The 16,239-nt window shown below is 73.5% G+C and carries 18 protein-coding genes; 17 read left to right on the top strand and 1 reads right to left on the bottom strand.

The features are described from left to right. Positions 1–40: 40 nt before the first annotated feature. The 13 genes from hisD to ACZ45E_RS33010 all read left to right on the top strand — a co-directional run bounded on the left by hisD (position 41) and on the right by ACZ45E_RS33010 (position 12,369). Positions 41–1,363, top strand: coding sequence for a histidinol dehydrogenase (gene hisD / locus ACZ45E_RS33070; RefSeq protein ID WP_468228046.1), 1,323 nt, complete (start codon positions 41–43; stop codon positions 1,361–1,363). After that, complete coding sequence (locus ACZ45E_RS33065) at positions 1,360–2,478, top strand: histidinol-phosphate transaminase (protein ID WP_468228043.1); 1,119 nt, start codon at positions 1,360–1,362, stop codon at positions 2,476–2,478. The genes hisD and ACZ45E_RS33065 overlap by 4 nt, the downstream gene beginning before the upstream one ends. After that, entirely contained in the window at positions 2,475–3,077 is a 603-nt protein-coding gene (hisB, locus tag ACZ45E_RS33060; protein ID WP_468228040.1) for an imidazoleglycerol-phosphate dehydratase HisB, read from the top strand. The genes ACZ45E_RS33065 and hisB overlap by 4 nt, the downstream gene beginning before the upstream one ends. 2 nt (positions 3,078–3,079) lie before the next feature. Beyond that, on the top strand, positions 3,080–3,244 hold the full coding sequence (locus ACZ45E_RS33055; RefSeq protein WP_468228037.1) for a hypothetical protein: 165 nt from the start codon (positions 3,080–3,082) through the stop codon (positions 3,242–3,244). A 2-nt stretch (positions 3,245–3,246) separates the two neighbouring features. Next, entirely contained in the window at positions 3,247–3,894 is a 648-nt protein-coding gene (gene hisH / locus ACZ45E_RS33050) for an imidazole glycerol phosphate synthase subunit HisH (RefSeq protein WP_468228034.1), read from the top strand. 5 nt (positions 3,895–3,899) lie between these two features. Next, a complete protein-coding gene (gene priA / locus ACZ45E_RS33045; protein ID WP_468228293.1) occupies positions 3,900–4,625 on the top strand; it encodes a bifunctional 1-(5-phosphoribosyl)-5-((5-phosphoribosylamino)methylideneamino)imidazole-4-carboxamide isomerase/phosphoribosylanthranilate isomerase PriA in 726 nt (241 codons plus the stop codon). Continuing rightward, a complete protein-coding gene (locus tag ACZ45E_RS33040) occupies positions 4,622–5,098 on the top strand; it encodes a RidA family protein (RefSeq protein WP_468228031.1) in 477 nt (158 codons plus the stop codon). Before priA ends, ACZ45E_RS33040 begins: the two co-directional genes overlap by 4 nt. Next, on the top strand, positions 5,095–5,850 hold the full coding sequence (gene hisF / locus ACZ45E_RS33035) for an imidazole glycerol phosphate synthase subunit HisF (protein WP_468228029.1): 756 nt from the start codon (positions 5,095–5,097) through the stop codon (positions 5,848–5,850). The genes ACZ45E_RS33040 and hisF overlap by 4 nt, the downstream gene beginning before the upstream one ends. A 117-nt stretch (positions 5,851–5,967) precedes the next feature. After that, on the top strand, positions 5,968–6,954 hold the full coding sequence (bdeA, locus tag ACZ45E_RS33030; protein WP_468228027.1) for a bis(hydroxyethyl) terephthalate hydrolase: 987 nt from the start codon (positions 5,968–5,970) through the stop codon (positions 6,952–6,954). Positions 6,955–7,064: 110 nt separating this feature from the next. Continuing rightward, positions 7,065–9,041 carry a LuxR C-terminal-related transcriptional regulator gene (locus ACZ45E_RS33025; RefSeq protein WP_468228024.1) on the top strand — a complete coding sequence of 659 codons (1,977 nt, stop codon included), beginning with the start codon at positions 7,065–7,067 and terminating at the stop codon, positions 9,039–9,041. A gap of 165 nt (positions 9,042–9,206) precedes the next feature. Further along, positions 9,207–10,436 (top strand): RsbRD N-terminal domain-containing protein, encoded by a 1,230-nt coding sequence (locus ACZ45E_RS33020; RefSeq protein WP_468228021.1) that lies wholly within the window; start codon positions 9,207–9,209, stop codon positions 10,434–10,436. Positions 10,437–10,519: 83 nt separating this feature from the next. Then, positions 10,520–11,110, top strand: coding sequence for a helix-turn-helix domain-containing protein (locus tag ACZ45E_RS33015; RefSeq protein ID WP_468228018.1), 591 nt, complete (start codon positions 10,520–10,522; stop codon positions 11,108–11,110). 14 nt (positions 11,111–11,124) lie between these two features. Beyond that, entirely contained in the window at positions 11,125–12,369 is a 1,245-nt protein-coding gene (locus ACZ45E_RS33010; RefSeq protein WP_468228016.1) for an MFS transporter, read from the top strand. A gap of 15 nt (positions 12,370–12,384) precedes the next feature. Here the strand turns inward: ACZ45E_RS33010 and ACZ45E_RS33005 are convergent, their stop codons facing one another. Then, positions 12,385–13,020 carry a TIGR03085 family metal-binding protein gene (locus ACZ45E_RS33005; RefSeq protein ID WP_468228013.1) on the bottom strand — a complete coding sequence of 212 codons (636 nt, stop codon included), beginning with the start codon at positions 13,018–13,020 and terminating at the stop codon, positions 12,385–12,387. A gap of 83 nt (positions 13,021–13,103) precedes the next feature. On the opposite strand from ACZ45E_RS33005, the gene hisI reads away from it, so the two are divergent. The 4 genes from hisI to ACZ45E_RS32985 all read left to right on the top strand — a co-directional run bounded on the left by hisI (position 13,104) and on the right by ACZ45E_RS32985 (position 16,099). Then, entirely contained in the window at positions 13,104–13,484 is a 381-nt protein-coding gene (gene hisI / locus ACZ45E_RS33000) for a phosphoribosyl-AMP cyclohydrolase (RefSeq protein WP_468228010.1), read from the top strand. A 16-nt stretch (positions 13,485–13,500) separates the two neighbouring features. Further along, on the top strand, positions 13,501–14,997 hold the full coding sequence (locus ACZ45E_RS32995; RefSeq protein ID WP_468228008.1) for an anthranilate synthase component I: 1,497 nt from the start codon (positions 13,501–13,503) through the stop codon (positions 14,995–14,997). 71 nt (positions 14,998–15,068) lie between these two features. After that, the gene (locus ACZ45E_RS32990) at positions 15,069–15,719 is read left to right on the top strand and encodes a TIGR02234 family membrane protein (RefSeq protein WP_468228005.1); all 651 of its coding nucleotides are present in this window, start codon (positions 15,069–15,071) and stop codon (positions 15,717–15,719) included. A 128-nt stretch (positions 15,720–15,847) separates the two neighbouring features. Then, on the top strand, positions 15,848–16,099 hold the full coding sequence (locus tag ACZ45E_RS32985; RefSeq protein WP_468228003.1) for an HGxxPAAW family protein: 252 nt from the start codon (positions 15,848–15,850) through the stop codon (positions 16,097–16,099). Positions 16,100–16,239 lie beyond the last annotated feature (140 nt).

Below are 16,239 nucleotides of genomic sequence, written 5' to 3'. Positions count from 1 at the left end.
GGGCCACCGACGGCCGGCGGGCGTCTGAGAGAATTGATGCGTGATCTCTCGAATCGATCTGCGCGGCGCCACCCTCCCCGAGGGTCAGGCCCTGCGCTCACTGCTGCCCCGTGCCGACTTCGACGTCACGGCCGCCCTGGAGAAGGTGCGGCCGATCTGCGAGGACGTGCATCATCGTGGCGACGCGGCGCTGATCGAGTACGCGGAGAAGTTCGACGGCGTGCGGCTGGAGAGCGTGCGGGTCCCGGCCGAGGCGATCGCGGAGGCGCTGCGCACCCTGGACCCGGACGTCCGGGCCGCCCTGGAGGAGTCGATCCGGCGCGCCAGGATCGTGCACCGCGCCCAGCGACGGAAGACCGAAACCACGCAGGTTGTCCCCGGCGGCACGGTCACCGAGAAGTGGGTGCCCGTCGACCGGGTCGGCCTGTACGCGCCGGGCGGCCGGGCCGTCTACCCGTCCTCCGTGATCATGGACGTGGTCCCCGCGCAGGAGGCGGAGGTCCCCTCGATCGCGCTCGCCTCACCGGCCCAGAAGGAGTTCGGCGGCCTGCCGCACCCGACGATCCTGGCGGCCTGCGCGCTGCTCGGCGTCGACGAGGTGTACGCGGCCGGCGGCGCCACCGCCGTCGCGATGTTCGCGTACGGCACCGAGTCCTGCCCCTCCGCACCGATGGTGATGGGCCCCGGCAACATCTGGGTGGCCGCCGCCAAGCGCTACTTCACCGGCGTCATCGGCATCGACTCCGAGGCCGGTCCCACCGAGATCGCCGTCCTGGCCGACGCCACCGCCGACCCGGTGCACGTCGCGGCCGACCTGATCAGCCAGGCCGAGCACGACCCGCTCGCCGCCTCCGTCCTGGTCACCGACAGCGAGGAGCTGGCCGCCGGGGTGGCCGAGGAGCTCCAGGCGCAGGTCGCGGTCGCCAAGCACCGCGAGGAGCGGATCGAGCCCGCGCTCGCCGGCAAGCAGTCCGCGATCGTCCTCGTCGACTCCATCGCCGACGGCCTCGCGGTCGTCAACGCCTACGGGGCCGAGCACCTGGAGATCCAGACCGCCGACGCCGCCGCCGTGGCCGAGAAGGTGCGCAACGCGGGCGCGGTCTTCGTCGGCCCGTGGTCCCCGGTCTCCCTGGGTGACTACGCGGCAGGGTCCAACCACGTCCTGCCCACCGGCGGCTGCGCCTGCCACTCCTCGGGCCTGTCCGTGCAGTCCTTCCTGCGCGGCATCCACGTCGTGGACTACAACCGCGACGCCCTCGCCGAGATCACCCGGCACGTGGTGACCCTCTCGGAGGCCGAGGACCTGCCCGCGCACGGTGCGGCCCTCAAGGCCCGCTTCGGCTGGAAGGTACCCACGGCGTGACCGGCATCGACGACCTTCCCGTACGGGACGAGCTGCGCGGCAAGTCCCCCTACGGCGCACCCCAGCTGGACGTGGCCGTCCGGCTGAACACCAACGAGAACCCGTACCCGCTGCCCGAACCGCTCGTCGCCCGGATCGCCGAGCGTGTCGCCGACGCGGCCCGGAGCCTCAACCGCTACCCGGACCGCGACGCGATCGAGCTGCGCACGGAGCTGGCCCGGTACCTGACCCGCACGACCGGCTTCGAGGTCGGCCGCGACCAGGTGTGGGCGGCCAACGGCTCGAACGAGGTGCTCCAGCAGCTCCTCCAGGCGTTCGGCGGCCCCGGCCGCACGGCCCTCGGCTTCGAGCCCTCGTACTCCATGCACCCGCTGCTCGCCCGCGGCACCAACACCGGCTGGGTCAGCGCCCCGCGGCTGCCCGACTTCTCCGTGGACGTGCCCGGCGCGATCGAGGCGATCCGCGAGCACCGGCCGCACGTCGTCTTCATCACCAGCCCGAACAACCCCACGGGCAACGCGGTCGCCGCCGAGGACGTCCTCGCCCTGTACGAGGCGGCCGGGCCGGACGCCATGGTGATCGTCGACGAGGCGTACACCGAGTTCAGCCACGGCGACTCGCTGCTGCCGCTGATCGAGGGGCGCCCCAACCTCGTCATCTCGCGCACCATGTCCAAGGCGTTCGGCGCCGCGGGGCTGCGCCTCGGCTACCTCGCCGCCCACCCGGCGGTGGTCGACGCCGTCCAACTGGTGCGCCTGCCCTACCACCTGTCGGCCGTCAACCAGGCCACGGCGCTCGCCGCCCTGGAGTACACCGACACGCTGCTGCGCTACGTCGAGCAGCTGAAGGCCGAACGCGACCGGGTGGTCGCGGAGTTGGAGGGGCTCGGTTTCGACGTCACCGTCGCCGACGCCAACTTCATCCAGTTCGGTGTCTTCCACGACCCGCACGCCGTCTGGCAGTTCATCCTCGACCGCGGTGTCCTCATCCGCGACAACGGGGTGCCCGGCCGGCTGCGGGTGTCCGTCGGCACCCCCGAAGAGAACGACGCGTTCCTGGACGCGGCCCGCGAAGTGAAGAAGGCCCAGATGAACGATCAGGAGCGTGGCGCATGACGCGCGAAGGGCGTATCGGAAGAGTCGAACGCACGACGAAGGAGACCTCGGTCCTCGTCGAGATCGACCTGGACGGCACGGGCAAGGTCGAGGTGGCGACCGGCGTCGGCTTCTACGACCACATGCTCGACCAGCTCGGTCGGCACGGCCTCTTCGACCTCACGGTCAGGACCGAGGGCGACCTGCACATCGACTCGCACCACACCATCGAGGACACCGCCCTCGCCCTCGGCGCCGCCTTCAAGCAGGCGCTCGGCGACAAGGTCGGCATCTACCGCTTCGGCAACTGCACCGTCCCGCTGGACGAGTCGCTCGCCCAGGTCACGGTCGACCTCTCCGGCCGCCCGTACCTCGTGCACACCGAGCCCGAGAAGATGGCGCCGATGATCGGCGAGTACGACACGACGATGACCCGGCACATCCTGGAGTCGTTCGTCGCGCAGGCCCAGATCGCCCTGCACGTCCACGTACCGTACGGGCGCAACGCGCACCACATCGTGGAGTGCCAGTTCAAGGCGCTCGCGCGGGCGCTGCGCTACGCCAGCGAGCGCGACCCGCGCGCGGCGGGCATCCTGCCCTCGACGAAGGGCGCCCTCTAGCCATGAACGGCCTCGCGACCGTCCTCATCCTCGTCGGACTGTTCCTGCTCGGCGGCGTCTACTCGTTCGCCAAGCAGGGCATGGGCAAGAGCCTCATCACACTGCTCTCGATCAGTGCGGCCATGTGCCTGCTCGCGGGCGTGCTGCGGCTCGACTACTGGAACTGATCATGACCCTCGCCACGAACAAGAAGGTCGTCGTCTTCGACTACGGCTTCGGGAACGTACGCTCCGCCGAGCGCGCCCTGGCCCGCGCGGGCGCCGACGTCGAGATCACCCGCGACTACGACAAGGCCATGAACGCGGACGGGCTGCTCGTGCCCGGCGTCGGAGCCTTCGCCGCCTGCATGAAGGGGCTCACCGAGGCCCGCGGCGACTGGATCGTGGGCCGCCGCCTCGCCGGCGGCCGCCCGGTCATGGGCATCTGCGTCGGCATGCAGATCCTCTTCGCCCGCGGCATCGAGCACGGCGTCGAGACCCAGGGCCTCGACGAATGGCCCGGCGCCGTCGAGCCGCTGAAGGCCGACATCGTCCCGCACATGGGCTGGAACACCGTCCGGGCGCCGCAGGACAGCCGCCTCTTCGCCGGCCTCGACGCCGACGAGCGGTTCTACTTCGTGCACTCCTACGCCGTCCAGGACTGGGAGCTGGAAGTGCACAACCCGCACCTGCGCGCCCCGCAGGTCACCTGGGCCACCCACGGCGAGCCGTTCGTCGCCGCCGTGGAGAACGGCGCACTGTGGGCGACGCAGTTCCACCCCGAGAAGTCCGGCGACGCCGGAGCCCAGCTGCTGAAGAACTGGATCGGAACGCTGTGACCCGTGTGAACAAGCTCGAACTCCTCCCGGCCGTCGACGTTCGCGACGGGCAGGCCGTCCGCCTCGTGCACGGCGAGTCCGGCAGCGAGACCTCCTACGGCTCCCCGCTGGAGGCCGCCCTCGCCTGGCAGAACTCCGGCGCCGAGTGGCTCCACCTGGTCGACCTGGACGCGGCGTTCGGCACCGGCGACAACCGCGCCCTGATCCGCGAGGTCACCGACGCCATGGACATCAAGGTGGAGCTCTCCGGCGGCATCCGCGACGACGACACCCTCGCCGCCGCCCTCGCCACCGGCTGCACCCGGGTGAACCTCGGCACCGCCGCCCTGGAGAGCCCCGAGTGGGTCGCCAAGGTCATCGCCGAGCACGGCGACAAGATCGCCGTCGGCCTCGACGTCCGCGGCACGACGCTGCGCGGCCGCGGCTGGACCCGTGACGGCGGCGACCTCTACGAGACGCTGGAGCGGCTCAACTCCGAGGGCTGCGCCCGCTACGTCGTCACCGACATCGCCAAGGACGGCACGCTCCAGGGCCCGAACCTGGAGCTGCTGCGCACCGTCTGCGCGGCGACGGACCGCCCGGTCGTGGCGTCGGGCGGGGTCTCCTCCCTCGACGACCTGCGCGCCATCGCCGAGCTGGTCCCGCTGGGCGTCGAGGGCTCCATCGTCGGCAAGGCGCTGTACGCCAAGGCGTTCACGCTGGAGGCCGCGCTGGAGGCGGTCTCCGTATGACCTCCGACAGCACTTCCGGCGAGGTGAAGCGGTACCCCTCGGGCGGCCCGTTCGAGGAGACCATCGGCTACTCGCGCGCGGTGGAACTGCCGAACGGGCTGGTCCTGGTGTCCGGCTGCACGTCCGTGGTCAACGGCGTGATCGACGCGGGCACGCCCTACGAGCAGACGGCCAACGCCTTCCAGGTCGCTCTCGACGCGCTCAAGGCCCTGGACCTCGGCCGTGAACACGTGGTGCGCACCCGCATGTACCTCACCCACGCACGCGACGTGGACGACGTGGGCCGCGCCCACAAGGAGCTGTTCGGCGACGTCCGGCCCGCCGCTTCCATGATCATCGTCTCCGGGTTCATCGACCCCAGCCTGGTCGTCGAGGTGGAGGTCGAGGCGTTCCGCCCGCCGGCAGGAGAAGCAGCGCAAGCAGGAGAAGCAGCGCAAGCAGGAGAAGCACCGCAAGCAGGAGAAGCACAGTGAGTCTCGCCGTACGGGTCATCCCCTGCCTCGACGTCGACAACGGCCGCGTCGTCAAGGGCGTCAACTTCCAGAACCTGCGCGACGCGGGCGACCCCGTCGAGATGGCGAAGGTGTACGACGCCGAGGGCGCGGACGAGCTGACGTTCCTGGACATCACGGCCTCCTCCGGCAACCGCGAGACCACGTACGACGTGGTGCGCCGCACCGCCGAGCAGGTCTTCATCCCGCTCACGGTCGGCGGCGGCGTCCGCACCGCAGACGACGTGGACAAGCTGCTGCGCGCCGGCGCCGACAAGGTCGGCGTGAACACCGCCGCCATCGCCCGGCCCGAGCTGATCCGGGAGATCGCCGAGCGGTTCGGGCGGCAGGTGCTCGTGCTGTCCGTGGACGCGCGGCGCACCGAGTCGGGCACGTTCGAGGTCACGACGCACGGCGGGCGCCGCTCGGCCAACCTCGACGCGGTCGAATGGGCGCACCGCGCCGCGGAGTTGGGAGCCGGTGAGATCCTGCTCAACTCGATGGACGCGGACGGGACGAAGGACGGCTACGACATCGAGATGATCGAGGCCGTCCGCAAGCACGTCACCGTCCCGGTGATCGCGTCGGGCGGCGCGGGACGCCTCGACCACTTCGCGCCGGCCGTGGCCGCGGGCGCCGACGCGGTGCTGGCCGCGTCCGTCTTCCACTTCGGTGACCTGCGGATCGGCGAGGTCAAGGCGGCGTTGCGGGGGGCGGGTCACCCGGTCCGGTAACGCGGTCGCGCCGTTGCGGGTCGGGTGCTCGGCCGGCGGGTGCGGCTTTCGTCGTGGCTGGTCGCGCAGCCCCCGCCGAGCCGCACCCGGGAACAAACGGAACCGGTGATTTAGCCGATGCACGAGGGACGGGTCAGCCCCCACCGTGGTCGCTGTCAGGACCACGGTGGCACCCCGGGACGGGTGTCACCTCCCCCCTCCCCCCGAGAGGAACGCATCGTGCAGAAGATGCGAACCCGTCTGATCCGTACGGGACTTGCCGCCCTGCTCGCCGTCGGTGGCCTCGCCACCTCGCAGGCCGTCACCGCCCAGGCCGCCGACAACCCCTACGAACGCGGCCCCGCCCCGAGCCAGTCGAGCATCGAGGCCTCGCGCGGCTCGTACGCCGTCTCGCAGACCACCGTGTCGTCCCTGAGCGTCTCCGGGTTCGGCGGCGGCACGATCTACTACCCGTCGTCCACGGCCGACGGCACGTTCGGGGCCATCGCGATCTCCCCGGGCTTCACCGCGTACCAGTCGTCCATCGCCTGGCTCGGCCCGCGCCTCGCCTCGCAGGGCTTCGTCGTCTTCACCATCGACACCAACACCACGCTCGACCAGCCCGACAGCCGGGGCCGCCAACTCCTCTCCGCCCTGGACTACTTGACGCAGCAGAGCTCGGTGCGCGGCCGTATCGACACCAGCAGGCTCGGGGTCATGGGGCACTCCATGGGCGGCGGCGGCACCCTCGAAGCCGCCAAGAGCAGGCCCTCGCTGCAGGCGGCGATCCCGCTCACCGGCTGGAACACCGACAAGACCTGGCCCGAGGTCAAGACGCCGACGCTGGTCGTGGGCGCGGACGGCGACACCATCGCGCCGGTCGCCACCCACTCCGAGCCGTTCTACGGGAGCCTGCCGAGCTCGCTCGACAAGGCGTACCTGGAGCTGCGGGGCGCCACCCACCTCACACCGAACTCGTCCAACACCACGATCGCGAAGTACAGCATCTCGTGGCTGAAGCGGTTCATCGACAACGACACCCGCTACGAGCAGTTCCTCTGCCCGCTGCCCGCGGCGAGCCTCACCATCGCGGAGTACCGGGGCAACTGCCCGCACACCTCGTGACGTTCTGACGTGACGACACGCTGTGCGTGAGCACAGCGTCACGCGGCGCCGGTTGGGTCTCCTCCCAACCGGCGCCGCGGCCGTACCGGTTCACCCGTACCGTGGCTCAAGTGAGCGCGAGACTTGTCCTGTTGCTGACCGCGGCCGCCTACGAGAGCGACCCGGAGAGACCGCACGTGGACGGCGGCCTCGTACTGCGGGCCGCGGCGGCCGCCGGGCTGGACGCGGACGCCCTGGACGCCGCCGAGCGCGCCGGCCTGGAGCGCGGACCGGACGGACGGCTGCGGCTGCCCGGCCGCCGGGCCGTGTACGAGGCGGCGCGCCCCGCCCACCGCAGGGCCGCCCACCGGCTGCTGGCCGGGGCCGCCGCGGGGGAGCGGCCCCGGCCGGCCCAGCTGCTGCACCAGGTGCTCGCCGCGCCCTACCCGGACAGCGCGCTCGGCACCCGACTCGCCGCCGCCGCACAGCTGTCGGGCCCCTCGCACGGAGAGCGCGCCACCGCCTTCGCCCACGCGGCGGCGCTCGCCACGGACCCGGCCGTCCGCGCGGAGCGGCTCGTCGCCGCCGCGGACCAGTCCCGCCTCGCGGGCCGGCCGCACCGCGCCCGCGAACTCCTCGACCGGGCAGGCCGGTTGACGCCGCCGGACGAGGTGCGGGGGAGCGCCGCCCTGGTACGCGGCCTGCTCACCCTGCGCGACGGGCCGGTGGCCGACGCCCGCGCCTCGCTCCTCCTGGCCGCCCGGCTCTGCCCCCGCGACCGCGCGCTCGACGCCCGCCTCGGCGCGGCGGAGGCGGCGTGGGCGCTCGGGGACGCGGAGGCGTACCGGGAGGCCGTCGGGGAGTCGCGCGCGGGGGCCGCCACCGGGCGCTTCTACGAGTTCGCGATGGCCGCCGCCCTCGACGACCGCTACGCCGCCGGCCGCGCGGCGCTGCGCCGCGTCGTCGCCGAGACGGCCGACGCGGGCGATCCGGACGCCCTGCTGCGGGCCGGTGCCGCGGCCCTCGTCGCCGGTGACGTCGAGGCCGCCTGCCGCCTCGGCAGCCGGGCCCTGGCCGCCGCCCGCGCCGTCGACGCCGGGTCCGAGCTGCCCCGGGCCCTTGAGCTGCTCGCCTACGGCGAACTGCGTGCGGGGCGCCACGCCCGCGCCCGGACCCACGCCGAGGAGGGGCTGCGGGCCGCGCGCGCCACGGGGCAGCGCAACGTCCTCGCCCACCAGTACGCCATCCTCGCGCTCGTCGCCTCCCTCGACAGCGACGCCGACACCGTCGCCCGGCACGCGGGGGCCGCACAGGACATCGCGGCCCGGCACGGTCTCGTCCAGGCGGCCACCCTCGCACAGTGGGCCCTGGCCCGCGCCGATCTGGCCCGGGGCCGGGCGGCCGAGGCGGCGGCGAGGCTCGGGCCGCTGGTGCGGCCGGGGCCGCGGTGCGGGCACTTCGCGGTGCGGATGCTCGCCGTGCCGTGCTTCGTGGAGGCGGCGGTGGCGGCCGGTGACCTGGAGGGGGCCGGGGCGGCGGTCGCGGAGTTCACGGTGTGGGCCGAGCGCGGGTACGACACGCAGGCCCGCGCCCAACTGGCCCGCTGCCAGGCCCTGCTGGCGGCCGACGACCCCGCCCGCGCCGACGCCCGCTTCATCGAGGCCCTGGCCCGTCACGACCGCACCGGCGGCGACTTCGAACGGGCCCGCACCGCCGATCTGCACGGCAAGTGGCTGCGCCGGGCCCGCAGGCCCGCCCGCGCCCGGGTGTTGCTGCGCGACGCCCTGGTCGCCTTCGAGCAGTGCGGCGCCACGGTCTGGGCCGCCCGGACGGCCGCCGAGCTGCGCGCCACCGGAGACGCCCCCCAGGAAGCCGCCGGGCGCCAAGAACTACCGGACGGCCTTGCGGAGTTGACGCCCCAACAGCTACGGATCGCGCACTGCGTCGCGGAGGGCGCCACCAACCGTGAGGTCGCCTCGCGCCTGTCGGTGAGCCCGCGCACCGTCGACCACCACCTGCGCAACGTCTTCGCGCGGCTCGGTGTCCGCTCCCGCGTCGAACTGGCCCGCCTGGTCGACCGCGCGGAACGGTCCGCGGCCCACTCCTGATCCTCCGTCCGGCCGCGCACGGCGGTCCTGGACCACATCACGGTTCGTGCGCGTCACGGTGTCGTTATCCTCCGGGGGCTGGAGACCGACCAGACGGTATGCCATTCTTCGGGCTCCGGGCGGCTCAGGCGCGCCCCGGCACGAGCCGACCCGAGGAGGACCGTGATGCCAGCGCACCTCGTACGTCCCCGCCCCCGCCCCCGGACCGGCGCCGCCCCCGCCGGATCCGACGCGGTCGCCGTGCTGCGCCGCGCCGCACTGCCGCTGATGGGCCAACTGCCCGCGCTCGCCGACCGGTTGACAGCCGAACTGCACGCCAGAGAACCGGCCTACCGCGCCGCGATCGACGCCGACCCCGGCGACGTCCGCCGGGAGGCGCAGCGCTCCCTGCGCCACAGCATCGCCTCCCTCCTCGACCCCGCCCGCTCCCGCGAGGCCGCCCGCGCCTGCTCCGCCAGGATCGGCACCGAACGCGCGGCCCGCGGCCTCCCGCTCGACGCCCTGCTGCACGCCTTCCGGCTCGGCGGCGCCCTGGTCTGGCAGGCGCTCGTCGACGAGGTGACCCGGCACCATCCGCGCGACGCGCATCTGCTCGTCCATCTCGCCGCCGACGTGCGCGCCTACATCGACGAGCACTGCGCCTGTGTCGCCGAGGCCTACCACCGGGCGGAACACGAACTGACCTGGCGCCGCGAGAACCGGCGCCGCCTGATGGCCGCGGCCCTCCTCGACGGAGCCATCCGCATCGCCGACCTGCCCGACGCCGCCGCCGCGCTCGGCCTGCCCGAACGCGGCCGGTACGCGGTGGTGCTCGTGACCGGCGGCCGGGGCGCCGTGCCCGCGCCCGAGGCGACCTCGACCGTATGGCACCCGGGGCCCGACGCCGAGCGCGGCATCGTCGCCCTGGGCGAGCACGACGTCCGCCACCTCGCCGCGCGCTGGCGGACGGTGACGGAGCGCGGCACCGGCGTACGCGTCGGCGTCAGCTCCGCCGTCGAGGGCCTCGCCGCCGTCGGGGGCGCCCGGCGCCTCGCCGAGACGGCCCTGCGGATCTGCCCGGCGGGCGGCGGCACCGTCCTCCTCGACGACGAACTCCCCGCCGCACTCGTGGCCGGCGCACCCGCGCTCGGCGGCCTCCTCGTCGACCGGGTCCTCGGCCCCCTGCGCGCCCTCCCGCCCGCCGACGGGGCGCTCCTGCTCGACACCCTGACCGCCTGGCTCGACTGCGACGGCTCCGCCCAGCGCGCCGCGGCCCGCCTCTACTGCCACCGCAACACCGTGCTGAACCGGCTGCGCCGCTGCGAACAACTCACCGGCCGCAGCCTCACCCGCCCGTCCGACCTGGTCGAACTGACCCTGGCCCTGCACGCCCACCGCCTGCGGCCCCACGACTGACCGCCGGGCTGTCCAAGATCTCCGCAACAATTATTGCGCAAGTTATATTGCGCAAGTTTTCTTTTGTACCTACGGTGCACGATATGACAGACAACGAGAGAGACCGCCGCATCACCGATCTGGGCACGCTCAAAGCCCTCGCCCACCCCCTGCGCAGCAGGCTCTACCGGGAGCTGAGCCTGCGCCGCGTCGCCACCGCCTCCCAGCTCTCCGAGGAGATCGACGAGGCCGTCGCCCTGGTCAGCTACCACCTGCGCAAACTCTCCGAGCACGGCCTCATCGAGGAGGCCGAGCCACAGCGCGCCGACGGCCGGGAGCGCTGGTGGCAGCCCGCGTCCGACGGTGTGAGCATCCGCGACGCCGACTTCCGCGACGCCCCCGAGAAGGCCGCCGCGCACACCGCCGCCAGCCGGCTCTTCCTCGAGCAGCGCTCCGACATGTACCGGCGCTTCCTCGACCAGCGGGTCGCCTGGGCGGACGCCTGGGCCGCCGCCCACGAGTCGTCCGAGTCGATGATGCGGCTGACCGCGGGCGAACTCACCGAGCTGGTGGGCGAGATGCGCGCCCTCCTGCGCCGCTACGAGGAACAGGGCCGGGCCGCCGACGCCGCAGGGGAGACCGAGGGCCGGGAGAACGTCGCGGTGCACACCTACGCGTTCCCCTTCCGGAACTGAGCGGCCCGACCGTCATGGCGTCCACCACCCTGCGCGGCCCCTCCGCCGAGAACGTGAGAGCCGCCCACCGCGACCGCAACGTGCTGCGCTGGCTCGGCGCGTACACCTCGTCCGCCATCGGGGACAACCTCTACTACTTCGCCCTGTCCTGGGCGGCCGTACAGCAGGGCACCCCTGCCCAGGCGGGCATCGTCACCGCCGTCAGCGCCGTGCCGCGCGCCGTCCTCATGCTCGGCGGCGGAGTGATCGCCGACCGGTACGGACCACGCCGCATCGTCCTCGGCAGCAGCGTCGCCCGTGGGGTACTCGTCGTCGCCGCGACTGCCATGCTGCTCACGACCGGCTCGGACCTCCGGGCACTCGGCGCCGTCGCCCTCGTCTTCGGGATCGTCGACGCCGTCTTCATGCCTGCCGCGGGCGCCCTGCCCGCCCACATCGCCGAGCGCGCCCAACTCGCCCGCGTCCAGGGCCTGCGCGCCCTCGCCACCCGCCTCGCCAACGTGCTCGGCGGCCCGCTCGGCGGCCTCGCCATCGCACTCGGCGGCGTGGCCGGGGCGTTCGGCGCCGCCGCGCTGCTCATGACCGCCTCGGTGCCGCTGCTGTTCGCGGTGCGGGTACGGCAGGCACCGCCCGAGGAACACCGGCAGCGCGGCGCCGTCACGGCGCAACTGCGGGACGGGCTGCGCCACATCGCCCGCGACCCCGTCCTGCGGCCTCTCGTTCTGACCATCGCCCTCGCCGACCTGGGCTTCGTCGGCCCGATGAACCTCGGGCTCACGCTCCTCGCGCGCGAGCGCGGCTGGGGCTCGGCCGGGACAGGCTGGGTGCTCGCCGGGTTCGGTCTCGGCGCCGGGGCCGCCGCGCTCCTGGTCACCGTCCGCGGCCGGGTGCCGCGCGCCGGACTCGTCACCGGCGCGTCGGCCCTCCTCGGCTCGACGGCGATGGCCCTGCTCGCCCAGGTGCCGTCCGTGCCGGGCGCAGCCTGCATGGCGCTCGCCGTCGGCCTCTGTCTCGGGCTCGCCGGAACGCTCGCCGGGACCCTGCTCCAGAGCCACGCGGGCCCCGCCTACGTCGGCCGGGTCACCTCCGTCGCCACCCTGGTCAGCTTCGGCGTCGCGCCGCTCACCTTCCCGGTGGTCGGGCGGGGCGTGGAGCTATGGGGCACGGGAATGGTGTTCGCCGCCTGCGCAGGCGTCTGCGGGCTGGGCGGCGCGGTCGCCCTCGGCTCGCGGAACCTGCGCGGCGCCGAACTGCCGTAGAACCGCAGAGGCGCCCTACAGACCCAGCGCCTTCGTCTCGCTCAGCCGGGTGATCGCCGCCTTGTCCCCCTCCAGTTCCACGTTCGCCGCGTCCTGGCGGCCGAAGGAGTACATCAGCAGCTCCGACGGTTCACCGGTGACCGTCACCACCGGAGCGCCGCGGTGCGCGACCGCCGTCTGGCCGTCGGGGCGGCGCAGCACCACGCCCACCGGCGCCTTGCGGCCCATCACCCGGGCCATCCGTTCGAGCCGGGACCACAGCACCTCGGAGAAGACCGGGTCGAGCTCGCGCGGCGACCAGTCGGGCTGCGCGCGGCGCACGTCCTCGGCGTGGACGTAGAACTCCACCACGTTGGCCGCCTCGTCGAGCTGCTTGAGGGAGAACGGCGAGAAACGCGGCGGGCCCGTCCGGATCAGCTGGATCAGTTCCTCGTACGGCTTCTCCGCGAACTCGTGCTGCACCCGCTCCAGGCGGGCGGCGAGCTGCTTGACGAGGGTGCCGCCGGCGGCGTCGGGGCGGCGCTCGCGCACCACGACGTGCGCCGCGAGGTCACGGGCGGTCCAGCCGTCGCACAGAGTCGGGGCGTCAGGGCCCGCGGCCTCCAACAGATCGGCGAGAAGAAGCCGTTCACGCTTGGCATGGGTCGACATGCACGCCACCCTACGACCGCCCGCACCGTCCGGACAGTGGACGCCCCACGGAGACCGGGGACGGGCGCGGCACAATGGCACGTATGACCAGTACGCCCCCGCCTCCGGCCAGCGCCCTCGACCCGGCCGTCGCCGCCCGCCTCAAGCGCAGCGCCGACGGCCTCGTCCCCGCCATCGCCCAGCAGTACGACACCGGCGAGGTGCTGATGCTCGGCTGGATGGACGACGAGGCGCTGCACCGCACCCTGACCACCGGCCGCTGCACGTACTGGTCGCGCAGCCGCGGCGAGTACTGGGTCAAGGGCGACACCTCGGGCCACTTCCAGCACGTGAAGTCCGTCGCCCTGGACTGCGACGCCGACACCGTCCTGGTCAAGGTCGACCAGGTGGGAGCCGCCTGCCACACCGGCGCCCGCACCTGCTTCGACGCCGACCCGCTGCCCGTCACGGACCCTGCCGCGTAAGACCTAAGCTCCTCCCATGGATCTCGAGACCTTCCGCAAGCTCGCGACCGACCGCCGAGTGATCCCCGTCAGCCGCAAGCTCCTCGCGGACGGCGACACGCCCGTCGGTCTCTACCGCAAGCTCGCCGCCGAGCGGCCCGGCACGTTCCTCCTGGAGTCCGCGGAGAACGGCCGGTCCTGGTCCAGATACTCGTTCGTCGGCGTGCACTCCACCGGCACACTGACCGCGCGCGACGGGCAGGCGCACTGGCTCGGCACCCCGCCGGTCGGCGTCCCCACCGGCGGCGACCCGCTCGCCGCCCTGCGCGCCACCATCGAGACCCTGCACACCCCGCGCTACGACGGGCTCCCGCCGTTCACCGGCGGCATGGTCGGCTACCTCGGCTACGACATCGTGCGCCGCCTGGAGAAGATCGGCCCCGGCGAGCGGGACGACCTGAACCTGCCCGAGCTGACGATGCTGCTCACCAGCGACCTCGCCGTGCTCGACCACTGGGACGGCTCCGTCCTGCTCATCGCCAACGCCATCAACCACAACGACCTCGACACGGGCGTCGACGAGGCCTACGCCGACGCCGTGGCCCGGCTCGACGCCATGGAGGCCGACCTCGGCAAGGCGGTGCACACCGCCCCGGCCGCGCTCCCGCCCTCCGAGCTGCCCGAGTTCACCGCGCTGTGGGGCGGCGAGCAGTACCAGGAGGCCGTCGAGGACATCAAGGAGCGGATCAGGGCGGGCGAGGCCTTCCAGGTCGTCCCCTCCCAGCGCTTCGAAACCCCGTGCACGGCAAGCGCGTTGGACGTCTACCGGGTCCTGCGCGCCACCAACCCGTCGCCGTACATGTACCTCTTCCGCTTCGACGGGTTCGACGTCGTCGGCTCCTCTCCCGAGGCGCTCGTCAAGGTCGAGGACGGCCGCGCCATGGTCCACCCCATCGCCGGGACCCGGCCGCGCGGCGCCACCCCGCAGGCCGACCAGGCGCTCGCCGAGGAACTGCTCGCCGACCCCAAGGAGCGCGCCGAGCACCTCATGCTCGTCGACCTCGGCCGCAACGACCTCGGGCGGGTCTGCGAGCCCGGCTCCGTCGAGGTCGTCGACTTCATGTCCGTCGAGAAGTACTCGCACGTCATGCACATCGTCTCCACCGTGACCGGCCAGGTCACCGGGGACCGCACCGCCTTCGACGTCCTCACCGCCTGCTTCCCGGCGGGCACCCTCTCCGGCGCCCCCAAGCCCCGCGCCATGCAGATCATCGACGAGCTGGAGCCGTCCCGGCGCGGCCTGTACGGCGGCTGCGTCGGCTACCTCGACTTCGCGGGCGACTCCGACACCGCCATCGCCATCCGTACGGCGCTGCTGCGCGACGGCACCGCGTACGTCCAGGCCGGGGCGGGTGTCGTCGCCGACTCGGACCCGGTCGCCGAGGACACCGAGTGCCGCAACAAGGCCGCTGCGGTGCTCCGCGCCGTGCACACGGCCAACCGGCTCGCCGCCGCCGACGCCCGTGCGAAGTGACCCGGGTACGGATGTGAAGTGACCCACGCCTCGCGCCCCCGGGTCACACACACCTGTGCGGACAGGCGATAGTGGAGTACGTGACTGCCGTACCGCACCCCCGAACCGAAGCCTCCGAGACCGCCGGGCCGAGCAGATCCGGCCGGCGCAGTCTCGGCGTCGCCCTGCTCTTCGGTGCCGCGGGCGCCGCGGTCGCGCTGCTGGCGTCGCGGCAGGAGTGGTGCTCGGGCGTCGCCGCCGTCGCGGGCGGCAAGCTGCCGCTGACCGCCAGGGGCAGCGACGTGACAGGCGTCCCCGCGGCCCTCGCCGTCGTCGGACTCGCCGCCCTCGTCGCCGTGTTCGCGGTGCGCCGGGCGGGCCGTGTCCTGGTCGCCGCGCTGCTCGCGCTCAGCGGCGCGGGCGCCGTCGCCGCCGCCGTGCTCGGCGCCGACGACAGCTCCGCGCTCGACGAGAAGGCCGCCGAGGCCAGCGGCGGCACGACCTCCGCCGTCGACGCCCTCAGCCACACCGCCTGGCCCTACGTCGCCGCCGCCGGCGGCGCCCTCCTCCTGATCGCCGGCATCCTCGCCGTCGTCTACGGCGCGGCCTGGCCCTCGATGGGCGGCCGCTACGAGCGCGACGGCGCCCCCCGCCCCCGCAGGCAGAAGGCCGTCGACCCCGAGCGCCCCGAAGAACTGTGGAAGGCCCTCGACCGCGGCGAGGACCCGACGGGCACCGCCTGACCCCGCGTTCGTCCCGTACGCGCCGGTACGGGACAATGGACCCGCACGACTTGATCGCGGTACGCCCCCATCGCCCCGGGCGAGGAGCGGGCGCGGCCGCATAGGCCATAAGCAACGAGGAGCAAGCCATGGCGGACAGCAGCCACGGACACACCCCGGCCGCCTGGACCGGTGTCATCATCGCCTTCATCGGGTTCATCGTCGCGGGCATCTCCATGGTGATGGTGCAGCCCGTCGGCTTCTGGGTCGGCATGGCTCTGCTGGTCATCGCCCCGATCGTCGGCGGCGTGATGAGCGCGGCCGGTCTCGGCAAGCCCAAGCGCGCCGAGCTGGTGCTGCCGGCCAAGACGACCGGGCAGACCGCCGGCTCGGAGGCCTGACACCTCCGGTACGTGAGCGGGGCGGGGGGGGGGGAGGGGTCCCCCCCCCCCCCCCCCCCCCCCCCCCACAGGAGGAGGCGGGGGGACAAGGGAGAAACCCCAAGCGGACATCGCACCCAACCCCCCCAACCACCCCCACC

The organism is Streptomyces sp. NPDC030991, assembly GCF_055571235.1.
This window is presented reverse-complemented; position numbering and strand designations above follow the sequence as displayed.

Coding starts and splice junctions, on each gene's coding strand:
- hisB (WP_468228040.1), top strand. CDS start 2,475: ATGACGCGCGAAGGGCGTATCGGAAGAGTCGAACGCACGACGAAGGAG.
- ACZ45E_RS33055 (WP_468228037.1), top strand. CDS start 3,080: ATGAACGGCCTCGCGACCGTCCTCATCCTCGTCGGACTGTTCCTGCTC.
- hisH (WP_468228034.1), top strand. CDS start 3,247: ATGACCCTCGCCACGAACAAGAAGGTCGTCGTCTTCGACTACGGCTTC.
- ACZ45E_RS33040 (WP_468228031.1), top strand. CDS start 4,622: ATGACCTCCGACAGCACTTCCGGCGAGGTGAAGCGGTACCCCTCGGGC.
- bdeA (WP_468228027.1), top strand. CDS start 5,968: ATGCACGAGGGACGGGTCAGCCCCCACCGTGGTCGCTGTCAGGACCAC.
- ACZ45E_RS33020 (WP_468228021.1), top strand. CDS start 9,207: ATGCCAGCGCACCTCGTACGTCCCCGCCCCCGCCCCCGGACCGGCGCC.
- ACZ45E_RS33015 (WP_468228018.1), top strand. CDS start 10,520: ATGACAGACAACGAGAGAGACCGCCGCATCACCGATCTGGGCACGCTC.
- ACZ45E_RS33010 (WP_468228016.1), top strand. CDS start 11,125: ATGGCGTCCACCACCCTGCGCGGCCCCTCCGCCGAGAACGTGAGAGCC.
- ACZ45E_RS33005 (WP_468228013.1), bottom strand. CDS start 13,020: ATGTCGACCCATGCCAAGCGTGAACGGCTTCTTCTCGCCGATCTGTTG.
- hisI (WP_468228010.1), top strand. CDS start 13,104: ATGACCAGTACGCCCCCGCCTCCGGCCAGCGCCCTCGACCCGGCCGTC.
- ACZ45E_RS32995 (WP_468228008.1), top strand. CDS start 13,501: ATGGATCTCGAGACCTTCCGCAAGCTCGCGACCGACCGCCGAGTGATC.
- ACZ45E_RS32985 (WP_468228003.1), top strand. CDS start 15,848: ATGGCGGACAGCAGCCACGGACACACCCCGGCCGCCTGGACCGGTGTC.